The sequence below is a fragment of the Priestia sp. ST2 genome (assembly GCF_055810735.1).
Genome location: NZ_JBVVNT010000001.1, coordinates 604,845 through 624,406, shown reverse-complemented (window position 1 = coordinate 624,406; position 19,562 = coordinate 604,845). Strand labels below are relative to the sequence as shown.

General features: G+C 38.8%; 20 protein-coding genes and 1 other annotated feature. All 20 genes read right to left on the bottom strand.

Features of this window, described 5'->3' with window-relative positions:
- Nucleotides 1–100 precede the first annotated feature (100 nt).
- The 20 genes from AC0KUU_RS03225 to murB all read right to left on the bottom strand — a co-directional run bounded on the left by AC0KUU_RS03225 (nt 101) and on the right by murB (nt 19,309).
- Complete coding sequence (locus tag AC0KUU_RS03225; RefSeq protein WP_043976427.1) at nt 101–1,408, bottom strand: uracil-xanthine permease family protein; 1,308 nt, start codon at nt 1,406–1,408, stop codon at nt 101–103.
- 156 nt (nt 1,409–1,564) lie between these two features.
- Entirely contained in the window at nt 1,565–2,107 is a 543-nt protein-coding gene (pyrR, locus tag AC0KUU_RS03220; protein WP_013058940.1) for a bifunctional pyr operon transcriptional regulator/uracil phosphoribosyltransferase PyrR, read from the bottom strand.
- 191 nt (nt 2,108–2,298) lie between these two features.
- Entirely contained in the window at nt 2,299–3,213 is a 915-nt protein-coding gene (locus AC0KUU_RS03215; RefSeq protein WP_013058941.1) for an RluA family pseudouridine synthase, read from the bottom strand.
- Nucleotides 3,210–3,677: a signal peptidase II gene (gene lspA / locus AC0KUU_RS03210; protein ID WP_013084844.1), complete on the bottom strand. Its 468-nt coding sequence runs from the start codon at nt 3,675–3,677 to the stop codon at nt 3,210–3,212. The genes AC0KUU_RS03215 and lspA overlap by 4 nt, the downstream gene beginning before the upstream one ends.
- Before the next feature lie 80 nt (nt 3,678–3,757).
- Complete coding sequence (locus AC0KUU_RS03205) at nt 3,758–4,045, bottom strand: conjugal transfer protein TraR (RefSeq protein ID WP_013084845.1); 288 nt, start codon at nt 4,043–4,045, stop codon at nt 3,758–3,760.
- Between the two features lie 170 nt (nt 4,046–4,215).
- Entirely contained in the window at nt 4,216–6,981 is a 2,766-nt protein-coding gene (gene ileS, locus AC0KUU_RS03200) for an isoleucine--tRNA ligase (RefSeq protein ID WP_013058944.1), read from the bottom strand.
- Between the two features lie 71 nt (nt 6,982–7,052).
- Nucleotides 7,053–7,273: a binding site (T-box leader), on the bottom strand.
- 69 nt (nt 7,274–7,342) lie between these two features.
- Nucleotides 7,343–7,837: a DivIVA domain-containing protein gene (locus AC0KUU_RS03195; protein ID WP_013058945.1), complete on the bottom strand. Its 495-nt coding sequence runs from the start codon at nt 7,835–7,837 to the stop codon at nt 7,343–7,345.
- Nucleotides 7,838–7,921: 84 nt separating this feature from the next.
- Nucleotides 7,922–8,695: a YlmH family RNA-binding protein gene (locus AC0KUU_RS03190; protein ID WP_043976422.1), complete on the bottom strand. Its 774-nt coding sequence runs from the start codon at nt 8,693–8,695 to the stop codon at nt 7,922–7,924.
- Between the two features lie 51 nt (nt 8,696–8,746).
- Nucleotides 8,747–9,016: a YggT family protein gene (locus tag AC0KUU_RS03185; protein ID WP_013058947.1), complete on the bottom strand. Its 270-nt coding sequence runs from the start codon at nt 9,014–9,016 to the stop codon at nt 8,747–8,749.
- Between the two features lie 3 nt (nt 9,017–9,019).
- Entirely contained in the window at nt 9,020–9,487 is a 468-nt protein-coding gene (locus tag AC0KUU_RS03180) for a cell division protein SepF (RefSeq protein ID WP_230183152.1), read from the bottom strand.
- A gap of 16 nt (nt 9,488–9,503) precedes the next feature.
- Complete coding sequence (locus AC0KUU_RS03175; RefSeq protein ID WP_043976419.1) at nt 9,504–10,187, bottom strand: YggS family pyridoxal phosphate-dependent enzyme; 684 nt, start codon at nt 10,185–10,187, stop codon at nt 9,504–9,506.
- Between the two features lie 7 nt (nt 10,188–10,194).
- Nucleotides 10,195–11,016 carry a peptidoglycan editing factor PgeF gene (gene pgeF, locus AC0KUU_RS03170; RefSeq protein WP_097824528.1) on the bottom strand — a complete coding sequence of 274 codons (822 nt, stop codon included), beginning with the start codon at nt 11,014–11,016 and terminating at the stop codon, nt 10,195–10,197.
- Nucleotides 11,017–11,090: 74 nt separating this feature from the next.
- A complete protein-coding gene (locus tag AC0KUU_RS03165) occupies nt 11,091–11,345 on the bottom strand; it encodes a YlmC/YmxH family sporulation protein (protein WP_013058951.1) in 255 nt (84 codons plus the stop codon).
- Between the two features lie 348 nt (nt 11,346–11,693).
- Nucleotides 11,694–12,473 (bottom strand): RNA polymerase sporulation sigma factor SigG, encoded by a 780-nt coding sequence (gene sigG, locus AC0KUU_RS03160; protein ID WP_013058952.1) that lies wholly within the window; start codon nt 12,471–12,473, stop codon nt 11,694–11,696.
- 148 nt (nt 12,474–12,621) lie between these two features.
- Nucleotides 12,622–13,341 carry an RNA polymerase sporulation sigma factor SigE gene (gene sigE / locus AC0KUU_RS03155; protein ID WP_013058953.1) on the bottom strand — a complete coding sequence of 240 codons (720 nt, stop codon included), beginning with the start codon at nt 13,339–13,341 and terminating at the stop codon, nt 12,622–12,624.
- A gap of 30 nt (nt 13,342–13,371) precedes the next feature.
- Nucleotides 13,372–14,295, bottom strand: coding sequence for a sigma-E processing peptidase SpoIIGA (gene spoIIGA / locus AC0KUU_RS03150; RefSeq protein WP_013084851.1), 924 nt, complete (start codon nt 14,293–14,295; stop codon nt 13,372–13,374).
- A 276-nt stretch (nt 14,296–14,571) separates the two neighbouring features.
- Entirely contained in the window at nt 14,572–15,729 is a 1,158-nt protein-coding gene (gene ftsZ / locus AC0KUU_RS03145) for a cell division protein FtsZ (RefSeq protein WP_013058955.1), read from the bottom strand.
- Nucleotides 15,730–15,770: 41 nt separating this feature from the next.
- On the bottom strand, nt 15,771–17,066 hold the full coding sequence (gene ftsA / locus AC0KUU_RS03140; protein WP_013058956.1) for a cell division protein FtsA: 1,296 nt from the start codon (nt 17,064–17,066) through the stop codon (nt 15,771–15,773).
- 425 nt (nt 17,067–17,491) lie between these two features.
- Nucleotides 17,492–18,250 carry a cell division protein FtsQ/DivIB gene (locus AC0KUU_RS03135; RefSeq protein ID WP_016765445.1) on the bottom strand — a complete coding sequence of 253 codons (759 nt, stop codon included), beginning with the start codon at nt 18,248–18,250 and terminating at the stop codon, nt 17,492–17,494.
- 153 nt (nt 18,251–18,403) lie between these two features.
- Nucleotides 18,404–19,309 (bottom strand): UDP-N-acetylmuramate dehydrogenase, encoded by a 906-nt coding sequence (gene murB, locus AC0KUU_RS03130; protein WP_043976414.1) that lies wholly within the window; start codon nt 19,307–19,309, stop codon nt 18,404–18,406.
- Nucleotides 19,310–19,562 lie beyond the last annotated feature (253 nt).

Below are 19,562 nucleotides of genomic sequence, written 5' to 3'. Positions count from 1 at the left end.
CCCTTTCTAACTTAGAAAGGGTGTAAGAAAACAAGCTTCGTCTATAACGCGCTTTTCACACACCCTTAGAAACCTCTCTGGATTTCAATTAAAAGGCGTTCTATGAAATTTTTCGTGCTGACGTTTCTTGAACGTTTTCTGCTTCTTTTATCTTCTCTTTCGGCAGAACTAGATTCAGCAGAACTCCCATGATAGCAGACAGTGCCATGCTATCAATCTTTACATGTTCTGAGATATCTAAGTGTGCTCCTCCGATTCCTAATACTAAGATAATCGAAGCAATCATTAAGTTTCGTTTTGATCCAAGGTCTACCTTTGCATCCACCATCATTCGCAAGCCCGATGAAGCAATGATTCCGAATAAGAGAATCGAAATCCCGCCCATGACCGGCGTTGGTATACTTGAAATAAGAGCGTTGATTTTTCCGACAAACCCGAACAAAATCGCGAAGACTGCTGCTCCTGCTATCACAAATACGCTAAGCACCTTTGTGATGGCTAACACTCCGATGTTCTCACCGTATGTTGTATTTGGCGGTCCGCCGATTAGCGCAGCAAGCATAGTTGCTACTCCGTCTCCTAAAATCGATCTGTGCAGCCCTGGCTTTTCAATATAGTTTCGATCCACAATCTTATTTAAGACGAGAATGTGTCCGATATGTTCTGAGAGTGTTACGACTGCTACAGGTACCATGATAAGCACAATCCCTAATGAAATGGACGGCGTGTATGTGACGAACGGCACGTAGAAGTGAGGTACTTCAATCCACTCTGCTTTCACTACCTTTGAAAAGTCTACCAATCCTTGTGTATAAGCGAAGATGTATCCGCCGATAATTCCCATCAGTACCGGAATCAGGCTGATAATGTTTTTAAAGAAGATTGAGCAAGCAACTGTTATCGCTAGTGTCACAAGCGCAACCATCAGGTAAGTTAAGCTGTAATTTCCTTTTGCATCGTTCATAGCCATGCCTACTGCTGTATTAGCCAGTCCTAAGCCTATAACCATAATAACTGGTCCTACTACAACCGGAGGAAGCAGCTTCATAATCCAATTGATTCCTGTTCCTTTTATAATCAAAGCAACAATTCCATAAACAAGTCCGGCTAAGAAACAACCAACCATCGTTTCTTCAGGTCCAAACGAAGCTTTGGCGAAAATGATTGGCGTGATGAACGCGAACGATGAACCAAGATAAGAAGGAATTTGACCTCTTGTAATGAGCAGGAAAGCAAGCGTTCCTACCCCGCTTGAAATCAAAGCAATTGCCGGGCTGAACCCAACTAGGAACGGCACTAACACCGTCGACCCAAACATTGCAAACAAATGCTGCAGACTCAATGTTAACCAATTTATTGCTTTTGGTTTATCATGTATATCAAGTACAAAATCTCGTTGTTGACTCATATGTTTTTCCTCCTATCACTATTAAAAAACCTCTTTACGCAGAGGCAAAGAGGTTTTCAGCATACAAGGAAGACGCTATACCGCAGTATAGTTTTCCTTGTATAGTGACCCCCCTTTTGCAGCCTCACGGGACTACCATTTAAAAGGGTATATAATTTATTTTTCGTAAATAGACACGTGGTCTTTTTCGTCTACTTCCATTAAATGCACCGCAATTTTTTCACTTTTAGCTGTCGGTACGTTTTTGCCAACGTAGTCTGCTCGAATCGGCAGCTCGCGGTGCCCTCTATCCACTAAGACAGCCAGCTGAATGAGTTCAGGTCGGCCGATATCAATCAGTGCATCAAGTGCTGCTCGAACCGTACGGCCCGTATATAACACATCGTCTACTAAGATGACGTTCTTATTTGCAATATCTGTCGGAATATCTGATCCTTTTACAAGAGGCTCATCATTGCTTGTCACTTTCGATAAATCATCTCGGTAAAGCGTGATGTCTAGTTCTCCGACTGGCAATGTATTTCCTTCAATTTGTGCAATTCGTTCTGCTAAACGTTTTGCGATATAAATACCTCGCGTTTTAATCCCCACTAGCACACAATTTTCGATTCCTTTATTCTTTTCAATAATCTCATGTGCAATTCGAGTTAAAGCGCGGCGAATAGCCTGTTCGTCAAGTACGGTAGCTTTTACGTTCACTGTTTTTCACCTCAAGTTGTTGACATAAAAAAATCCTCTTGCCTTGAGGCAAGAGGATTTGGTTTTAGACATATTTCTTCAAAAAGGCTATAAATATGCCTTTTCTGCACCGTTTCCTTCTCAGCCTCTCTGGACTGTTCTTAAAGGTTCTTATTAAGTTAATACAAGTATGCCATCACTTATGGCAGTTGTCAACTTCTTTTTTCAATAAGCTCTAGCATCTCATTAAACTCTTTTGGAGCCGGTGCTTCAAATTCCATATATTCATTTGTACGAGGGTGAATAAAGCCTAATACACCTGCATGAAGCGCTTGTCCGTCAATCGGAAGCGTTTTTTTCGGTCCGTACTTCGGATCCCCGGCAAGCGGAAAGCCAATATACTTCATATGAACGCGAATTTGGTGTGTTCGCCCCGTTTCTAGCTTACATTCGACTAGTGAAAAATCTTTAAAGCGCTGCAATACAGTAAAGTGTGTCACTGCATCACGACTGTTTTCATCAGTTACCGTCATGCTTTGACGATCTTGCTTATCTCGGCCGATTGGCGCATCAATTGTACCGTGATCGTGCGCAATTACTCCGTGAACGATAGCTTTATAACGACGCGTTACTGTTTTAGCTACAAGCTGACTAACTAGTGATTCATGAGCTAAATCATTTTTTGCAACCATAAGTAAACCGGATGTATCTTTATCAATTCGATGAACGATACCAGGGCGCATAACGCCGTTAATACCCGATAAATCTTTACAGTGAGCCATTAGGCCGTTTACAAGCGTGCCGCTATGATGACCAGGAGCTGGATGTACAACCATGCCGCGAGGTTTATTTACAACAAGCACATCTTGATCTTCATAATAAATATCTAAATCCATTTCTTCCGCTACCACATCAAGCTCTTCTAATTCCGGCACTTCGATAATAATAGCGTCTCCTGTTTTACATTTATAGTTTCCTTTAACGGTTTTATCGTTCACTTTTGCGTGACCTTCTTTAATCCATTGCTGCACTTGTGAACGTGACCATTCTGCATTTACAGTCGAAAGTACTTTATCAATACGTTCTCCCGCTTGTTCTTCATTTATAACTGTTTCAATTACATTCATTCTTTGTGCTCCTTCTTCATTTTCCCTTCAAACAGCGTCATAATAAACATGATGATTACTCCGACGACAAGTGCCGAATCAGCTACGTTAAAAATCGGAAAATCATACGTAAAGATGTATGTATTTACGAAATCAACTACTTCTTTACGGACCACTCGATCAATAAAGTTTCCAATGGCGCCGCCTAACATTAATGCTAGCGCAATACCGAACCATTTATCTTGTTTTTTGAGCTTTTGAATATAAATTATTAAACCGACTACCACAACCACCGTAATGAGATAAAAGAACCACATCTGTCCTTGTAAAATCCCCCACGCGGCTCCTCTGTTACGATGAGAGGTAATGTAAAGAAAGTTTTCAATTACGGTGATGCTTTGTCCATAATACATTTCTTTTACAATCATCCATTTTGTTACCTGATCAATAAGTATAACAGCTAAAGCGATAAGATAATAAAACACAAACGTTTTCCTCCCGCAATAAAATCAAACGAATCCATACTAAAGCATTTTAGCACATAATTCATTTTTTTTCTCGCTTCTCACCATAAAACAAATAAATCTTCATTTGTGCGGGCCGTCGGCATTACTTTTAATTTATGAATAGACATCACTTCGCCAGTTAGTTCATCAATTCCGAACGCACCAACGTCAAGCTTTGCTAACGCGTGTTCTACATCTTTTAAATCGGCTTTAATCATTTCTATTACGTAACGTTCCTTTTCATCTATATAACCAGATTGTTCTGTAGCATATCTCAATAGGCGATCTTGTAATTCTTCTTTAATAAGAGCTAATTCCTGTCCAATGGAAAGATAATTTTCATACATTCAAACGCCTCCTGTGCTGATAAGATGAAGTATTAATGATGTTAGGTTTACCGAGTTTTCCATCGAATCTACAACACAAGTTTTTCCTAAGGCTTTAAATGCTTTATACCATTGTATTTGGGAATTTCGTACAGCAAAAAACACGCCCAAAAAGGACGTGTTTTTGTTAATTACTGCTGAACGTAGTGATTTTTTACAACATCCGCACAGCGTGTACATAAAGTCGGGTGATCTTGATCTTCGCCAACTGTTGGTGATACAACCCAGCAGCGCTCACACTTCTCACCTTCTGCTTTACTTACAACAATTGAAGCATAGCTGAATTTTTGTGCTTCAGCAGGTGCTTCACCTTCTGCTACCTCAAGATCTGAAACGATGAAGAGTTGACCTACATTTTCAGAAATAGATGCTAACAGTTCTTTCGTATCTGCTGTTGGATACAGCGTTAATTTTGCTTCTAAAGACTTACCGATTACTTTTTCATTACGAGCCTGTTCTAGCGCTTTTAATACTTCATCACGAAGCTCCATGAATGCATCCCATTTCTCTACTAATTGATCTGCTCCTTCGATTTCTTGAACCTCTGGCATATCAACTAGCTGCACGCTTTCTTCCGTTACATTTGGAATGTGAACCCATACTTCATCTGCTGTATGAGAAAGAATTGGAGACACTAATTTCGTTAACGATAATAACGTTTCATAAAGGACCGTTTGAATGCTGCGGCGCTCTACATTATTTTCTGCTTCGATGTACAATACATCTTTTGCAAAGTCTAAGTAGAATGAACTCATATCAATTGTACAGAAATTATGCACTGCGTGATAAATGCTTGAGAATTCATATGAATCATAAGATTTTTTCACTTTATCAATTAATTTGTTCAGCTTCACAAGCATGTAGCGGTCTACTTCACGAAGGTCTTCAACAGCTACAGCATCAGTTGTTGGATTAAAGTCCGCTAAGTTTCCTAGTAAGAAACGGAACGTGTTGCGGATTTTACGATATACTTCTGCTACTTGTTTTAAAATGTTATCAGATACACGAACATCAGCTTGGTAATCTACAGAAGCTACCCATAAACGTAAAATATCTGCACCTAGTTGTTTCATTACTTTTTCTGGAATTACAACGTTTCCTAATGACTTACTCATTTTGCGACCTTCACCGTCTAAAGCAAATCCATGGCTAAGTACCCCTTTATAAGGTGCTTCACCCGTTACAGCTACGCTTGTAGAAAGACTTGAATTAAACCAGCCGCGGTATTGGTCAGAACCTTCTAAATACAAATCAGCCGGACGCTGTAAGTCTTCACGTTCTTCAAGAACAGCTTGATGTGAAGAACCAGAGTCAAACCATACGTCCATGATGTCTGTTTCTTTTGTGAAGCGGCCATTTGGGCTTCCTTCATGAGTAAAGCCTTCCGGAAGCAAGTCTTTTGCTTCACGCTCAAACCATACGTTTGATCCATGTTCTCTAAATAGATTTGATACGTGTTCAATTGTTTCATCCGTAATGATTGGCTCATCATTTTCAGCATAAAATACCGGAATCGGAACGCCCCATGCACGTTGACGAGAAATACACCAGTCTCCGCGGTCACGCACCATGTTATAAAGTCGCGTTTCACCCCAAGTAGGCACCCATTTTGTTTTTTCTACTGCTTTTAATAAATCTTCACGGAAATCTTTAATAGACGCAAACCACTGTGCCGTTGCACGGAAAATTGTTGGTTTCTTTGTACGCCAGTCATGTGGGTATGAGTGGGTAATGAAACTTAATTTTAACAGCGCACCTTCTTCTTCTAGTTTGTCTGTAATCGGCTTATTCGCTTTATCATAGAATAACCCTTCAAATCCTGGTGCTTCATTCGTCATATGACCCTTACTGTCGACTGGACAAAGAACTTCCAAACCGTATTTTTGACCAACGATAAAGTCGTCTTCCCCGTGTCCCGGTGCTGTATGAACACACCCAGTACCAGCATCCGTTGTTACGTGATCGCCAAGAACAACTAATGAATCACGCTTGTAGATTGGATGCTCAGCTACTACACGCTCAAGTTCTGAACCTTTTACCGTACGAAGCGTCTTATAGTCAGCCCATTCAATTTCTTTAGCAACTGTTTCAATCAGTTCAGTTGCCACTACATATTTTGCTCCATCTGCTTCAACTACGCTGTACTGAAGCTCAGGATTGACAGCAATCCCTTGGTTAGCTGGCATTGTCCATGGTGTTGTCGTCCAAATGATGAATTTTTCATCTTGTTCAAGCACACCTTTACCATCTTTTACGTTAAATGCTACGTAAATAGAAGCTGAACGTTTGTCATAGTACTCAATTTCCGCTTCTGCTAAAGCAGATTCACTTGAAGGGGACCAGTACACTGGTTTTAACCCTTTGTAGATGTAGCCTTTTTTCGCCATGTCACCAAACACTTTGATTTGCTGCGCTTCGTACTGGGGCTGAAGCGTTACATATGGATTATCCCAATCTCCGCGTACACCTAAACGCTTGAACTGCTCACGCTGGCCGTTTACTTGTTCCCAAGCATACTGTTCGCAAAGCTTACGGAACTCAGCTACCGTCATTTCTTTGCGGTTTACTTTTTTATTTTTTGTTAAAGCTGTTTCAATTGGCAAACCGTGTGTATCCCAGCCTGGTACATAAGGTGCACAGAAGCCTGACATCGACTTATAGCGAACGATAAAATCTTTTAAAATTTTATTTAATGCATGTCCCATGTGAATATCGCCATTCGCATATGGAGGTCCATCATGCAGGACAAATAGCGGACGGCCTTCCGTACGTTTTTGTACTTTTTCATAAATATTCATTTCAGCCCACTGTTCTTGCATTTTAGGCTCGCGGTTTGGTAAATTTCCACGCATTGGAAATTCAGTTTTTGGCATCAATAATGTATCTTTATATTCCATGTTTTACCCTCCAAAAAAAAACGTAAATTTCATATCTTTTTGTACCATAACAAAAAGACCTCCTCATCCCAAAAAGGGACGAGAAGGCCTCCCGCGGTACCACCCTAGTAGATTTGCTGCACGCAAATCCTCTTTGCATTCGTAACGTGAATAAACCGCCACTGCTTACTATCATCAGTTCAGCAATGGTACTCTAGGGTGATTTTCACTTTTTTGTTTGTTATCGAGCTCACACCATCCTCGATTCGCTTTGACAAACTAAAAAAGCTACTGTCCCTGTCTCCGTACTGTTTGATATGAAATTTCATCTGTTACCAAATTATATGACAACAAAACGTGAGAAGTCAAGATGATGTCTTGACTAGTCAATTTTTTCTTCTAGCGCTGGCATCTCATAATCCATCAACTGATCCCAGTCGTCGCTGTTTAACATTTCAAGCTGTGCTTCGATTAACATTTTGAAACGAGTTCTAAATACTTTAGACTGCTTTTTCGTCTCCTCAATGTCCATCGCAATTTTACGAGACTTAGACAATGCTTCATTAATAATACGGTCCGCATTTTTTTCTGCTTCTTTTATAATGAGCTTCGCTTCTTTTTCAGCGTTTCGCTTCACATCTTCCGCTGCTTCTTGAGCAATTAAAATTGATTTATTTAATGTTTCTTCGATGTTAGTAAAATGTCCAAGACGATCTGTTAATTCAGATACTCTTCCTTCTAACTCCTTTTTATCACGCATGACTAGCTCATAGTCTTTAATTACTTGGTCAAGAAACTCATTTACTTCATCTTCATCATATCCGCGAAACCCGCGATTAAACTCTTTGTTATGAATATCCAAAGGGGTTAAAGGCATCTAGGCCACCTCCGTGTTGTCTCATTACATCATTAGTAATGGTTTATTCGACATATTTTTAAAATTTCCTGCTAGTAGATTTCTTTATTTCTGCTTTCCTACAACAATTCGCCATTTTTCTTTTTTAGTTTTTCCTTCAAGTGAAACGATACGACTTCTGCCGTGACCACGAAGCGACAAAATATCACCTTCATGACATTCAAAAGAAGGCTGTTCAATGACTTTAAAATTTACTTTTACCGCTCCATTTGCAATAAACGGCTGGACTTTTTGTCTTGATAAATTGTGAATGGTCGACAGCAAAACATCAAGCCTCATTGAAGAAACTGTATAAACGTGTTCAATCAGCTCTTCTTTTACCACATGCAGCTGCTCTCTTTGAATAGAAGAAAGTGAAACTTTGGCTTTTCCAATTGATGTTAAATTCATCTCAATATAAGAAGAAATTTCCTCTGCAGCTACAAGCTGAATATCGTCTCCCGCGACCAAAATATCTCCAAATTTTGAACGGCGCAGTCCTAAGGACATCGCCGAACCAAGAACTTGAGGATGTTCAATTGTCACAAACTTTTTAGGATAATTGAGCTCGTACATATGCAACTGAAAATCTTCGCTTTGAGGTACATAGTAATCCGGATATAGCAGCGCGCGCTTGCGTTCAGCAAACGGTTGTCCACCATCAAATGAAACTTGAACCTCTCCTTCAGTCCCGACAATAGCTGTCACAATCTGCTGCTCTCTTGGATCTAAAAAGTCCGTTAATTTTGGGCTGTATTGATGTAGGACATCTTCTTTCCACTGAAGAACCTGGTCAATAAATCCATGTTCTTCTTGCCTAAAATGTTCATAAATAGACATATTATTACTCCTACTATTGGTATGTAAAAAAGGAATCCAGCGATTCCTTTTTTAAATAAAACCTACCACATTATTAAGTGAATACACGCCTCTTTCAGCAAATCGCAATAAAAAGATTGCAACAAGAGGTGAAATATCAATCATGCCAATAGGCGGAATGATTTTACGAAAAGGCTCTAAGTAAGGCTCACAAATACTGCCAAGCAGCTGACCAAACTTAGACGCCCTTACATCGGGTACCCAAGACATCAAAATGTAAATAATCAGTGCCCATGAGTAAAGCCCAATTAATTTTCCAAGAATCCCAAAAACGATGTCCAAAAACTACCACCTCTTTACGTTTGTTGTATCGTGTTCCCCCATCATATCTGAAATGCTTCCGCTTACGTCTACATTATCAGGTGTACATAAAAAGATGTCGGTTCCAATTTTTTGAATGTCCCCGCCTAAAGCATAAACTGTACCACTTAAAAAGTCGACAATTCTCACTGCTTGATCTCGTTGAATGCGCTGTAAATTCACAACTACGACTTTACGATTTTTTAAATGATCCGTAATTTCTTGTGCTTCGGCATAGACGCGAGGTTCGCAAAGCATCATTTTTGATGATTTTTGAACGCTTTGCAAGCTAATCACATTTTGCTGCTGATTCGGCTGCTGACTAGCTTTCGCTACTGGTCTCGACTGCTGTACGGGCTCTTCTACCGACTCTTCTTGTTCGTAATGTTCTTCTACATATTCAGTATCGTCATCAAGAGCAAAAAAACTTCTAAAGCGATTTTTCATACTCATCTTGAATTACACCTCCTTAACGTTCATTCCCAACTAACGTGGTTCCTAGTCGAATAAATGTTGCTCCTTCTTCAATTGCAATTGCATAATCGTTTGACATTCCCATTGATAGCTCTGTACACGGTGCATATGGCAAGTTTAGTTCTTGTATGCGACTCTGCAATTTTTTTAGACCTTGAAAACAGCTGCGAAGCGTAGACTCGTCATCTGTGTGAGGAGCCATGGTCATCAATCCGACCACTTGAATATTTGTAAATTCTTCAAGGGATTTAATAAATGGAATTACGTCTTCTACAGCAAGGCCATGCTTGGATTGTTCTTCGGCAACATTAACTTGTACAAAACATTTTATACGATGCCCTGAGCGTTTATCAATTTCTTTTGCTAAAGATACTCGGTCTAGTGAATGAATATAGTCAACTTTATCAATCACATTTTTTACTTTTCTTGTTTGTAAGCTTCCGATAAAATGCCAGGTCGCTTTCTCACCGATTGATTCATACTTTTCTAGAAGACCTTCATCCCTGTTTTCTCCAAGATGTAAAATGCCTGCATCCACTGCTTCTGCTGCTCGTTTTGTGGAAACGTATTTTGTTACAGCAATCAGCTCTACATCTTCTCGATTTCGATTAACTTTTTTACACGCTTCAGCAATTGTTTGTTGAACTGCTTCTAGATTTTCACTTACGCTAGCTGTCACTATGTAATTACTCCTCCTTAAAGCCTATGAAGTTAAACATGCGTCCTGTTTTCCCTTGGTCGCGGCGATGTGAGAAGAACAGGTCATCTTCACAGCTTGTACAATACGACGATGTTAAAATTCGTTCCGGCAATACGCCTGCGTTTTGAATCAGTAGCTTATTGACTTTTTTTAAATTAAGCGCGTATTGTCCAGGGCTTACTTCTTGATATCCATTTTGGCCAACTACTTCGTTTACTTGTGTAATGACGCGGTTATCGACAACATAACAGCAATCTTCAATCGAAGGGCCAATCGCCACGTAAATATCTTCAACCGGAACATTTTCTTGCTCTACCCAACGTCGAATCATATTTCCTGCAATATCTTTCACTGTTCCCTTCCACCCGGCATGAGCTAGACCAACTAAATGGTGATCAGGCGCATAGAAGTACAGCGGAACACAATCTGCATAACATAAAGCTAACAAAATATCAGATTCATTTGTATAAATGCCATCCGTTGCTTTTATGCCCTCTTCATACTTGTAGAGTCCTTTTGCACAGTCGGCTTTTGTTACTTTTTGAACAGTTGCTTCATGTACTTGTTCAGCACATACAAAGCTTTCAAAAGACATGTCTAGTTCGGCTGCTAAAATTTTTCTATTTGTAATAACATCTTCTACGTTATCGTTTACGTGAAGCCCTAGGTTAAAAGAAGCAAATGGAGGTTTACTCACGCCACCATTTTTTGTGGTGAAACCAGCAACAAGCATATCATTCTTTTCTACCCAAGGGCTCAGCCACATAAACGACTCGTGATGGCTTTTTTTTAATGGCTCAGGATTCATGTATGTGACACATCCCTTGTTTCATTTCTTCTCACATATTGTACCACAGATTGCTAGGTGCTGTTGACAAAAAACTAATTCTCTTCAGGCTGAAATGCGTCTTTATAACGTACTAAAATGACATCAGAACCAATTTTCACAATATTTTTCCACGGAATCACAATTTCATCATCTTTTCCAAAGAAGCCCAATACACGAGAGCCTCCGATAATGACGGCCTGTATTTTTCCCGTTGTTAAGTCAATATCAATATCCCCTACATTTCCAAGTTTTTTGCCATCAGCTACATTCACTACATCTTTCAGCTGGAATTCTGAAATCTTTAACATGCTCTCTCCTCCTATAGCCAACTTTATTCCTTAGCCTATATATATTTTCAAATTTTCATTTCATGAAGGAAAAGCTTATTTTTTCTCTGCCATTCTCGTTCTATAGGCATTTTGTCCACTAATTACACAGCTTTTCATCAAGAGACATTCTCAACGAGTAGCTAGAAGTCCTCACAGCAATAGGAAACCGGATATGAATATCTTTTGGTCATGTATTATACATTGATACATACAAAATAAGCATCGTGTCTGTTTTTATAGACACGATGCTTATTAAGTTGAACATCAAATAAAGTGAATGGTATTAATTGTATGAACGCGAGCAGCTGCCAGTTTAGATAGCTTTTGTTAACTTTGAATATTTTTATTCATCTGTTTAATAGCAGCTTTTTCTAAACGAGAAACCTGAGCTTGAGAAATACCAATTTCTTCAGCAACTTCCATCTGTGTTTTACCTTGAAAGAAGCGCTTTCGTAAAATTAGTTTTTCTCGCTCGTTCAATCTTCTCATACCTTCTTGCAAAGCAATTTCTTCAATCCAAGTTGAATCACGGTTGCGTTCATCGCTTAGCTGATCCATGACATAGATTGGGTCTCCACCATCATTGTAAATAGGTTCAAATAGAGAAACCGGATCTTGGATAGCATCTAAAGCAAACACAATTTCTTCATGCGGCACTTCTAGGACTTTTGAAATTTCCTCAGCTGTAGGTTCCTTGGATGTTTCACTCATAAGCCTTTCACGAACTTGAAGAGCTTTATAAGCAATATCACGAAGGGAACGAGAAACACGGATTGGATTATTGTCACGTAAATAGCGGCGAATTTCCCCTATAATCATTGGGACAGCATATGTAGAAAACTTCACGTTTTGACTTAAATCAAAATTGTCAATGGATTTCATTAATCCAATACATCCAACCTGAAATAAGTCATCAACAAATTCTCCACGATTGTTAAAACGTTGAATCACGCTGAGTACGAGACGTAAATTTCCGCTTACTAGCTTTTCTCTTGCTGTTCCATCTCCAGCCTGCATTTGTTTAAACAACTTTCGCATTTCTTCATTTTTTAATACGGGAAGTTTCGAAGTATCTACTCCACAAATTTCTACTTTATTTCTTGTCAACTCTTTCCCTCCTAACAGGAGATGATGTTCTGAATTCAGTATCTCCTCCGAAGGAAAAAATATGCACTTTTACAATTCTGACAATTCCACGCTAAAAAAGCTGATTGTATAAGATGCTTCTCAGCCCTTATACAATCAGCTTTTTTACTTAAACCATTTTATTAAATTCTTTTCGCAGCCGTTTAATAATTCGTTTTTCAAGCCTTGAAATATAAGACTGAGAAATGCCTAGCATATCAGCTACATCTTTTTGCGTTTTTTCTTCTCCGCCGGCTAGCCCAAAGCGCAGCTCCATAATTTGCTTTTCACGATCATTTAATTGGTGCAGTGCTTTCAACAAAAGTTTTCGATCCACGTTCGCTTCTAGGTCTTTTGTGATGATATCTTCTTCGGTTCCCATCACGTCAGATAATAGCAGTTCGTTTCCATCCCAATCAATATTTAACGGCTCATCAAATGAAACTTCAGATCGAATTTTATTGTTGCGGCGCAAATACATTAAAATTTCATTTTCAATACAGCGAGAGGCGTACGTCGCTAGCTTAATTTTCTTTTCAGGATTAAATGTGTTTACTGCTTTAATTAAACCGATGGTGCCGATGCTAATTAAATCCTCAATATTGATTCCCGTATTTTCAAACTTGCGGGCAATATAAACAACCAGTCGCAAATTACGCTCAATCAACAGTGAACGTGCTGCTTCATCTCCTGATGGAAGTTTTTTCAGGAGTACTTCTTCTTCATCTTTTGTTAAAGGCGGTGGAAGAGCTTCACTTCCTCCTATATAGTACACTTCATCTGTTTTTAGCTTAAGTTTAATTAATAATTTGTACCACCATAATTGAAATCGAATTCGATATGTAGCCATTCTGTATCCTCCTTTATTTGTTCACACCTTTTACGATGCGGAACTTACTTCTCCAATAACAATGAGCTTCGGATGAACAATACATTCATATTGCTTCTCCACTGAAAGCGTTGTATGACTAATACCTACTAATACTTTTGTGACTTCAATCGTATTGGACTGATGCACCAGCCTTACCATATCTGGCTTTAGAGCAAGAAGGAGCTGATTGGCTTGGCCCACGCTTCGATAAGGGACAAAGCGGACTTTTGAATACCACTCTTGATCAATATCTTCGCTGTGTGAAAAGGATTGGACATTTTTGCTTAATTCCATTAAGCCTTCAGGCAATATTTCTTTTAAAGAATCTGCTGTAACAATCATAACCGGGGTTTTCGTCAGCGGATCTACAAGCTGGTTTCCACTATCAATAAGTCCTTTCATCGACAGAGTCTGTTCGTTTAAAATAACTTCCACATCTACCAGCTGATCAAATGTAATGTTTTTCATTCGCAAATCATCAACTCGTGCTTTTGAAAAATAAGATAATAGCGGAAAACCGATAAGAACAAATATCCAGCTAATAGGATCACCAAACTGTGGAGATTTTGTATCAACCATTTGATTAAGAACAAGAAACTGATCTTGAAATAAAAAGTGAACGCCCATTAATCCTCCACCAACAACAAAGGTTGCAAAATAAAACGTTAATAAATTCTCAAAGAAAAAGCGCAGTCGTTTATAACCAAACGTCATCAATACCATAAAAAAAGAGAATAAAATTTTAATGGCAGGGTGAACCATAAGATGAGAAAAAGGCGTAAACATAAGAAGGACAATTAATGAACCGATAAAGCCGCCAAGCAAAAGCCGCCACCACTTGTAATTCCGTTTAAGTACAACTGCACATAACATTAGTAAAATCGTATCTAACCCAAAATTCAGCATCCATATTAAATCTAAATAGATTGGCAATGTTTATAACCTCTCCATTCTTTCTGAATTTTTCTGTTAAAAATTAGTATATAGTACATCCTATTAGAAAGTCTGTCAGTTCATGCCGAGAAACAAGCAGTATTTTTGAGGAAATCATTCGATATTTGTCACACCACTTTTAGAAAGAAAACATAAACCCTTTAAAGGCATCATATTGACCATGTCGAATGTTTTTTATATTCTTTTTGAGTTTTCTAGATTCATTGCATAAAAAAAGACCTCTGTATAAAACAGAGGTCTTGGTTTTTTATTTTCTTAGCGTCTACGATTACGGTTTCGTAAGAATGTTGGAATATCTAGCGCATCTTCAGACTGTGGCTGAGATGGACGCGTATATTCTTGCTGTACAGGTTCTTCACGCTTTACTTCACGCTTCGGCTGTGGAGCCGGCTGCTGTGTCGATTGCTGCATGCGATTCGCCGATAACGAAGGACGACCTGGTTTTGGCTGTGATAAATCTTGGTCACTAAAGCCAGTTGCAATAACTGTAACAACAATCTCGTCTTTTAGGTTTTCGTTAATAACAGATCCAAAGATCATGTTCACTTCTTGGTCAGAAGCCGAAGCAACGATATCTGCAGCTTCTTGTACTTCGTAAAGACTTAGGTTTGTACCGCCTGTGATGTTCATTAATACACCTTGAGCTCCATCGATAGATGTTTCAAGAAGTGGACTTGAAATAGCTTTTTTAGCCGCTTCAGCAGCGCGGTTTTCACCAGTTGCAATACCGATACCCATAAGTGCAGATCCTTTGTTAGACATAATTGTTTTCACGTCAGCGAAGTCTAAGTTAATTAATCCAGGAACTGCGATTAAATCTGAAATACCTTGCACACCTTGTCGCAATACGTTATCTGCTTCACGGAACGCTTCTAGCATTGGCGTGTTTTTATCAACGATTTCCAATAAGCGATCATTTGGAATAACAATCAGCGTGTCCACTGCTTCTTTCATTGACGCAATGCCGCCTGCCGCTTGAGTAGAACGCTTACGACCTTCGAACGTAAACGGACGAGTAACAACACCTACCGTTAGTGCTCCTAGCTCACGAGCAATTTGGGCAATGACTGGAGCTGCACCAGTTCCAGTTCCTCCACCCATACCAGCCGTTACGAAAACCATATCTGCACCTTTTAGGGCTTCTTGGATTTGTTCCTTACTTTCTTCGGCTGCTTTTTTACCAACCTCTGGATTAGCACCTGCACCTAATCCTCTTGTTAATTTAGCGCCGATTTGCATTTTTGTTTCAGCTTTTGATAAATTTAATGCTTGTGCATCTGTATTAACTGCAATAAATTCTACACCTTGGACGCCATGTTCAATCATTCGGTTAACCGCGTTGTTACCGCCGCCTCCGACACCGATTACTTTAATCGTCGCTAATTGGTCTACACTTGTATCAAACTCCAACATGATAGTTCCTCCTAATTCTTCGAAATTACCAATCCGTAACGTTAATCAAAGAAGTATCCAAAAAACTTCTTCATTAAATTTTGGTCATTTTTCTTTTTCGGCTGCTCGGCTGATTGTTGCGGCTGCTGTGGTTTCGGGCTAGGTTTGATCATTTCTTGCTCAATCGGCTCTTCTTCCACAACTGGCGCTCCAATTTCCCGGCCTTGTATTTTAGCATTTTTGTATGCAAATTTTATTAATCCTACGCCTGTTGTATAATGCGGCTCACGTACTCCAATATAATCAGGCACTGCTATGCGCACGTTATTCTTTAAAATCACTTGAGCTAGCTCAAGAATACCAGGCATCGCTACTACTCCGCCTGTTAAAACAAATCCTCCTGGAATATCTTTGTATCCTAGGCGATTTACCTCTTGCGTAATCATATCTAAAATCTCTTCTAGTCTAGCTTCAATAATATCAGAGATTTCGAGCTGATTAAACTGCTGATGCTGATCGCTTCCAATAATCGGTACACTAAATACTTCTTCTTCAGAAGCATGATCGTAGAAAGCATGTCCATGCTTTATCTTAATATTTTCCGCATCTTCAGTCGATGTGCGAAGGCCAATCGATAAATCCTTGGTAATGTGCTCTCCGCCAACAGCTAGTACATTTGTTACTTTCAAATGTCCTTGGTCAAAGATCGCAACCGTTGTTGAACCTCCACCGATATCTACCAGTGCGACACCTAAGTTTTTTTCATCACGAGATAATGCAATTGAACCAGCGGCTAGAGGCTGTAAACAAATATCACTGATTTCTAAACCAGCTCTTTCTACACAGCGTAATAAGTTATGTAAAACCGTTCTAGATCCCGTTATGATTGTGCCTTCCATTTCTAAACGTACCCCAATCATACCTCTAGGATCATTAATACCTTCTAAGCCATCTACAATAAATTGCTTTGGAATAACATCAATGATTTCACGATCTGGCGGGATAGACATGACTTGAGCAGCATCAATTACTCGATGAATATCTTCGTTTGTAATTTCACGATTCTCGCTTGATACGGCTACTACTCCGTGACAATCCTGTAAAAATACATGATTTCCGCTTATGCCCACTACAACCTTTTTAATTGTAATACCTACCATTCGTTCAGCTTGTTCTACTGCTTTTCTAATAGATTGAACTGTTGCATCTATATCAACGATAGAACCTTTTTTTAGTCCGTGTGATTTAACATTCCCTACACCAATGATATTCAATGAATCGTTACTCATCTCTCCGATGATTACTTTCACACTGGATGTACCGATGTCTAAACTAACGTATATTTCATTGCTGTTCATTCTTTGGCACCTCCTTTTTCTTTCTGCACATGTCATCTTAATAAATTAAGAAGAACAACAATATTAATTTTTTATTATATGAAAATATTCAACAAATACATCTGTTTCCCTTTTGTAAAATCAATTTTTTTCAAGTTTTTCACAGACTTTATCTCTTTCAAAGAACAAAACGTTCTGGTTTTGACTTTTTTTTAGATTTAAGCCTAAAATTCACTGAAAAAAGCTATTTAACTACAAGTCTACACTAAGATGTACACTGAGAAAAGCGAAACTTACCTAGAACAAATATTACATTTCCATTTCACAGCAACGGAGAAGAAAATCATATGTATGCAGAATACTTGCATGTGATTATACAATGTACGAGGGCTAGTTTGCCAGTCTCAACTCATCTATTTCCTTTAATTAACACTTATAAAAAATAATTACTGCTTGCTCTTTTTATAAGGTTTAAATGCATATCCTTCTTCTAAATCAATAATACCTTTTTGATCATCACTTAATTTACTTGCAATAGCTGGGTAATGAACAATTTTATCAGAGAAGTTGCTAATTTTCCCGCTTACTTCACGCGTATCATTCATAAACACCTCGATGTGAAGAGGTTCTGATTTTGTCGGCGCGTAGTAAATCTCAGAAATAGCCCCTTTTATGCTTTTAGGCGTTTTAGCTAATTCTTGAACCATGCTTTGTATAGCGTCTCCGTCTTTCCAGTCAATTAGCAGCGGAGCGTCGGATGACACTTTCTTAGCACTTACTTCTTTTAGAACTTTTCCATTTTCATTCACAGGGAAATATTTATTCCCCGAGGTTACATATGCAATTCTTGCGTACTCTTTTACGTCGATTACGACCTTATTAGGAAATGTTTTGTGAATGACAGCTTCCTTTACCTCAGGGTTTTTTTCGACTTTTTCTTGAATTTGATCAGCATCAGCTTTCCAGTAGCTGGTTTTTTTGGACAGACCACTCGCTTTGACAATATCCTTATCACTTACATGTTTATTCCCTTGTACTTCAATGTTAGAAACATTACTCAGAGAAGATTGAGAATATACAATAAATAAAATAAGGATGAAAAAGAGTGATAAATACAAAATCAGCCGTCTATTTGCTTTTTGCTTTCGCTGTTCTTGCAGCTTCGGTACCCGATCTTCTAAAACAATTAACTTACCTTTTTCCATTTTTTTCACCCTTATCCATTTGAGAAAATAAACGAGGAATTACCATCTATTTATTTCCAATCTTTGCTTCATGAGAATATCCCCATTATAGCATAGAATAAACACATAAAAGCTACCTTTTCACGCATAACCATACAGCCACGGGCTGGGTAATTAGCGACCAATAATCTCAACTTCTGTATGAATATCAATATCGAATTTCTGTTTAATTGTTTTCTTAACATGAGCAATTAAATTCAGCACATCTGAAGCCGTTGCATCTCCTGTGTTGACAATGAAGTTCGCATGCTGTTCACTAATTTGCGCTCCGCCTACTGAAAAACCTTTTAAGTTGGACTTTTCAATTAAGTCTCCTGCATAATTTGGAAGCGGATTTCTAAAAATACTGCCTGCACAAGGGAAATTCCAAGGCTGTGTTTCACGGCGATAGTCTTTATTTTTCTGCATGACCGCCACAATATCATCTTTCGTTCCCTTTTTCAAACGCAGCACGGCTTCTACACATACTCCGGGACGGTCTTTTTGTAGAATTGAATGACGATACGAAAATTGAAGCTCTTCATTTGTCAGCCACTCAAGAGTGCCATCTTCAAATAAAATCAGCGCTTTTTCGACTACATGAGACATATCAGAACCATGGGCACCTGCATTCATATAAACAGCGCCTCCCACAGATCCAGGAATTCCACTTGAAAACTCCAGCCCAGACAGGCCTTGTTTTGTAATAACTGTTGCAAGCTTGATGCTAGGGTATCCCCCACCTACAGTAACCGTCTCTCCATCTACTGTTAAATCATCTAATCCGGCTCCGAGCTTAATGACCACACCTTCAATTCCCTTATCAGAAACAAGAAGATTAGATCCTCGACCAATCGCTCTCCATTTCACGCCATGTTTTTTAATAATATCCATTGTAACTTTTAAGTGATCAACAGAATCAGGTTCTACAAGCACATCTGCTGGACCACCAATTTTCATTGTTGTATGTTTTGCTAGCGGTTCATTTTCACGAACCTTTCCAATATTCGCTTCGACTAACTCTTTTACTAACGCTTCCATAAGAACCTCCTAAAACCCTCTTTGCTGTTATAAAACTTTCATGTCAATGCGCCCTTACTTCTAATGCATAAGAATAATAAGAACAGATTCATAACTAAGCAGCAGCACCTTGTAAGATACCTTTTTTCTACCAAGGCACTCTATTCTGTTGTCAATTTCATCATTTTTATTTATCGTATGACATTCACCCATAGAATGTACGTTCATCTGCTATATAAAGTAATTTTGATTGTTTTTTTATCGTTTTTCATTT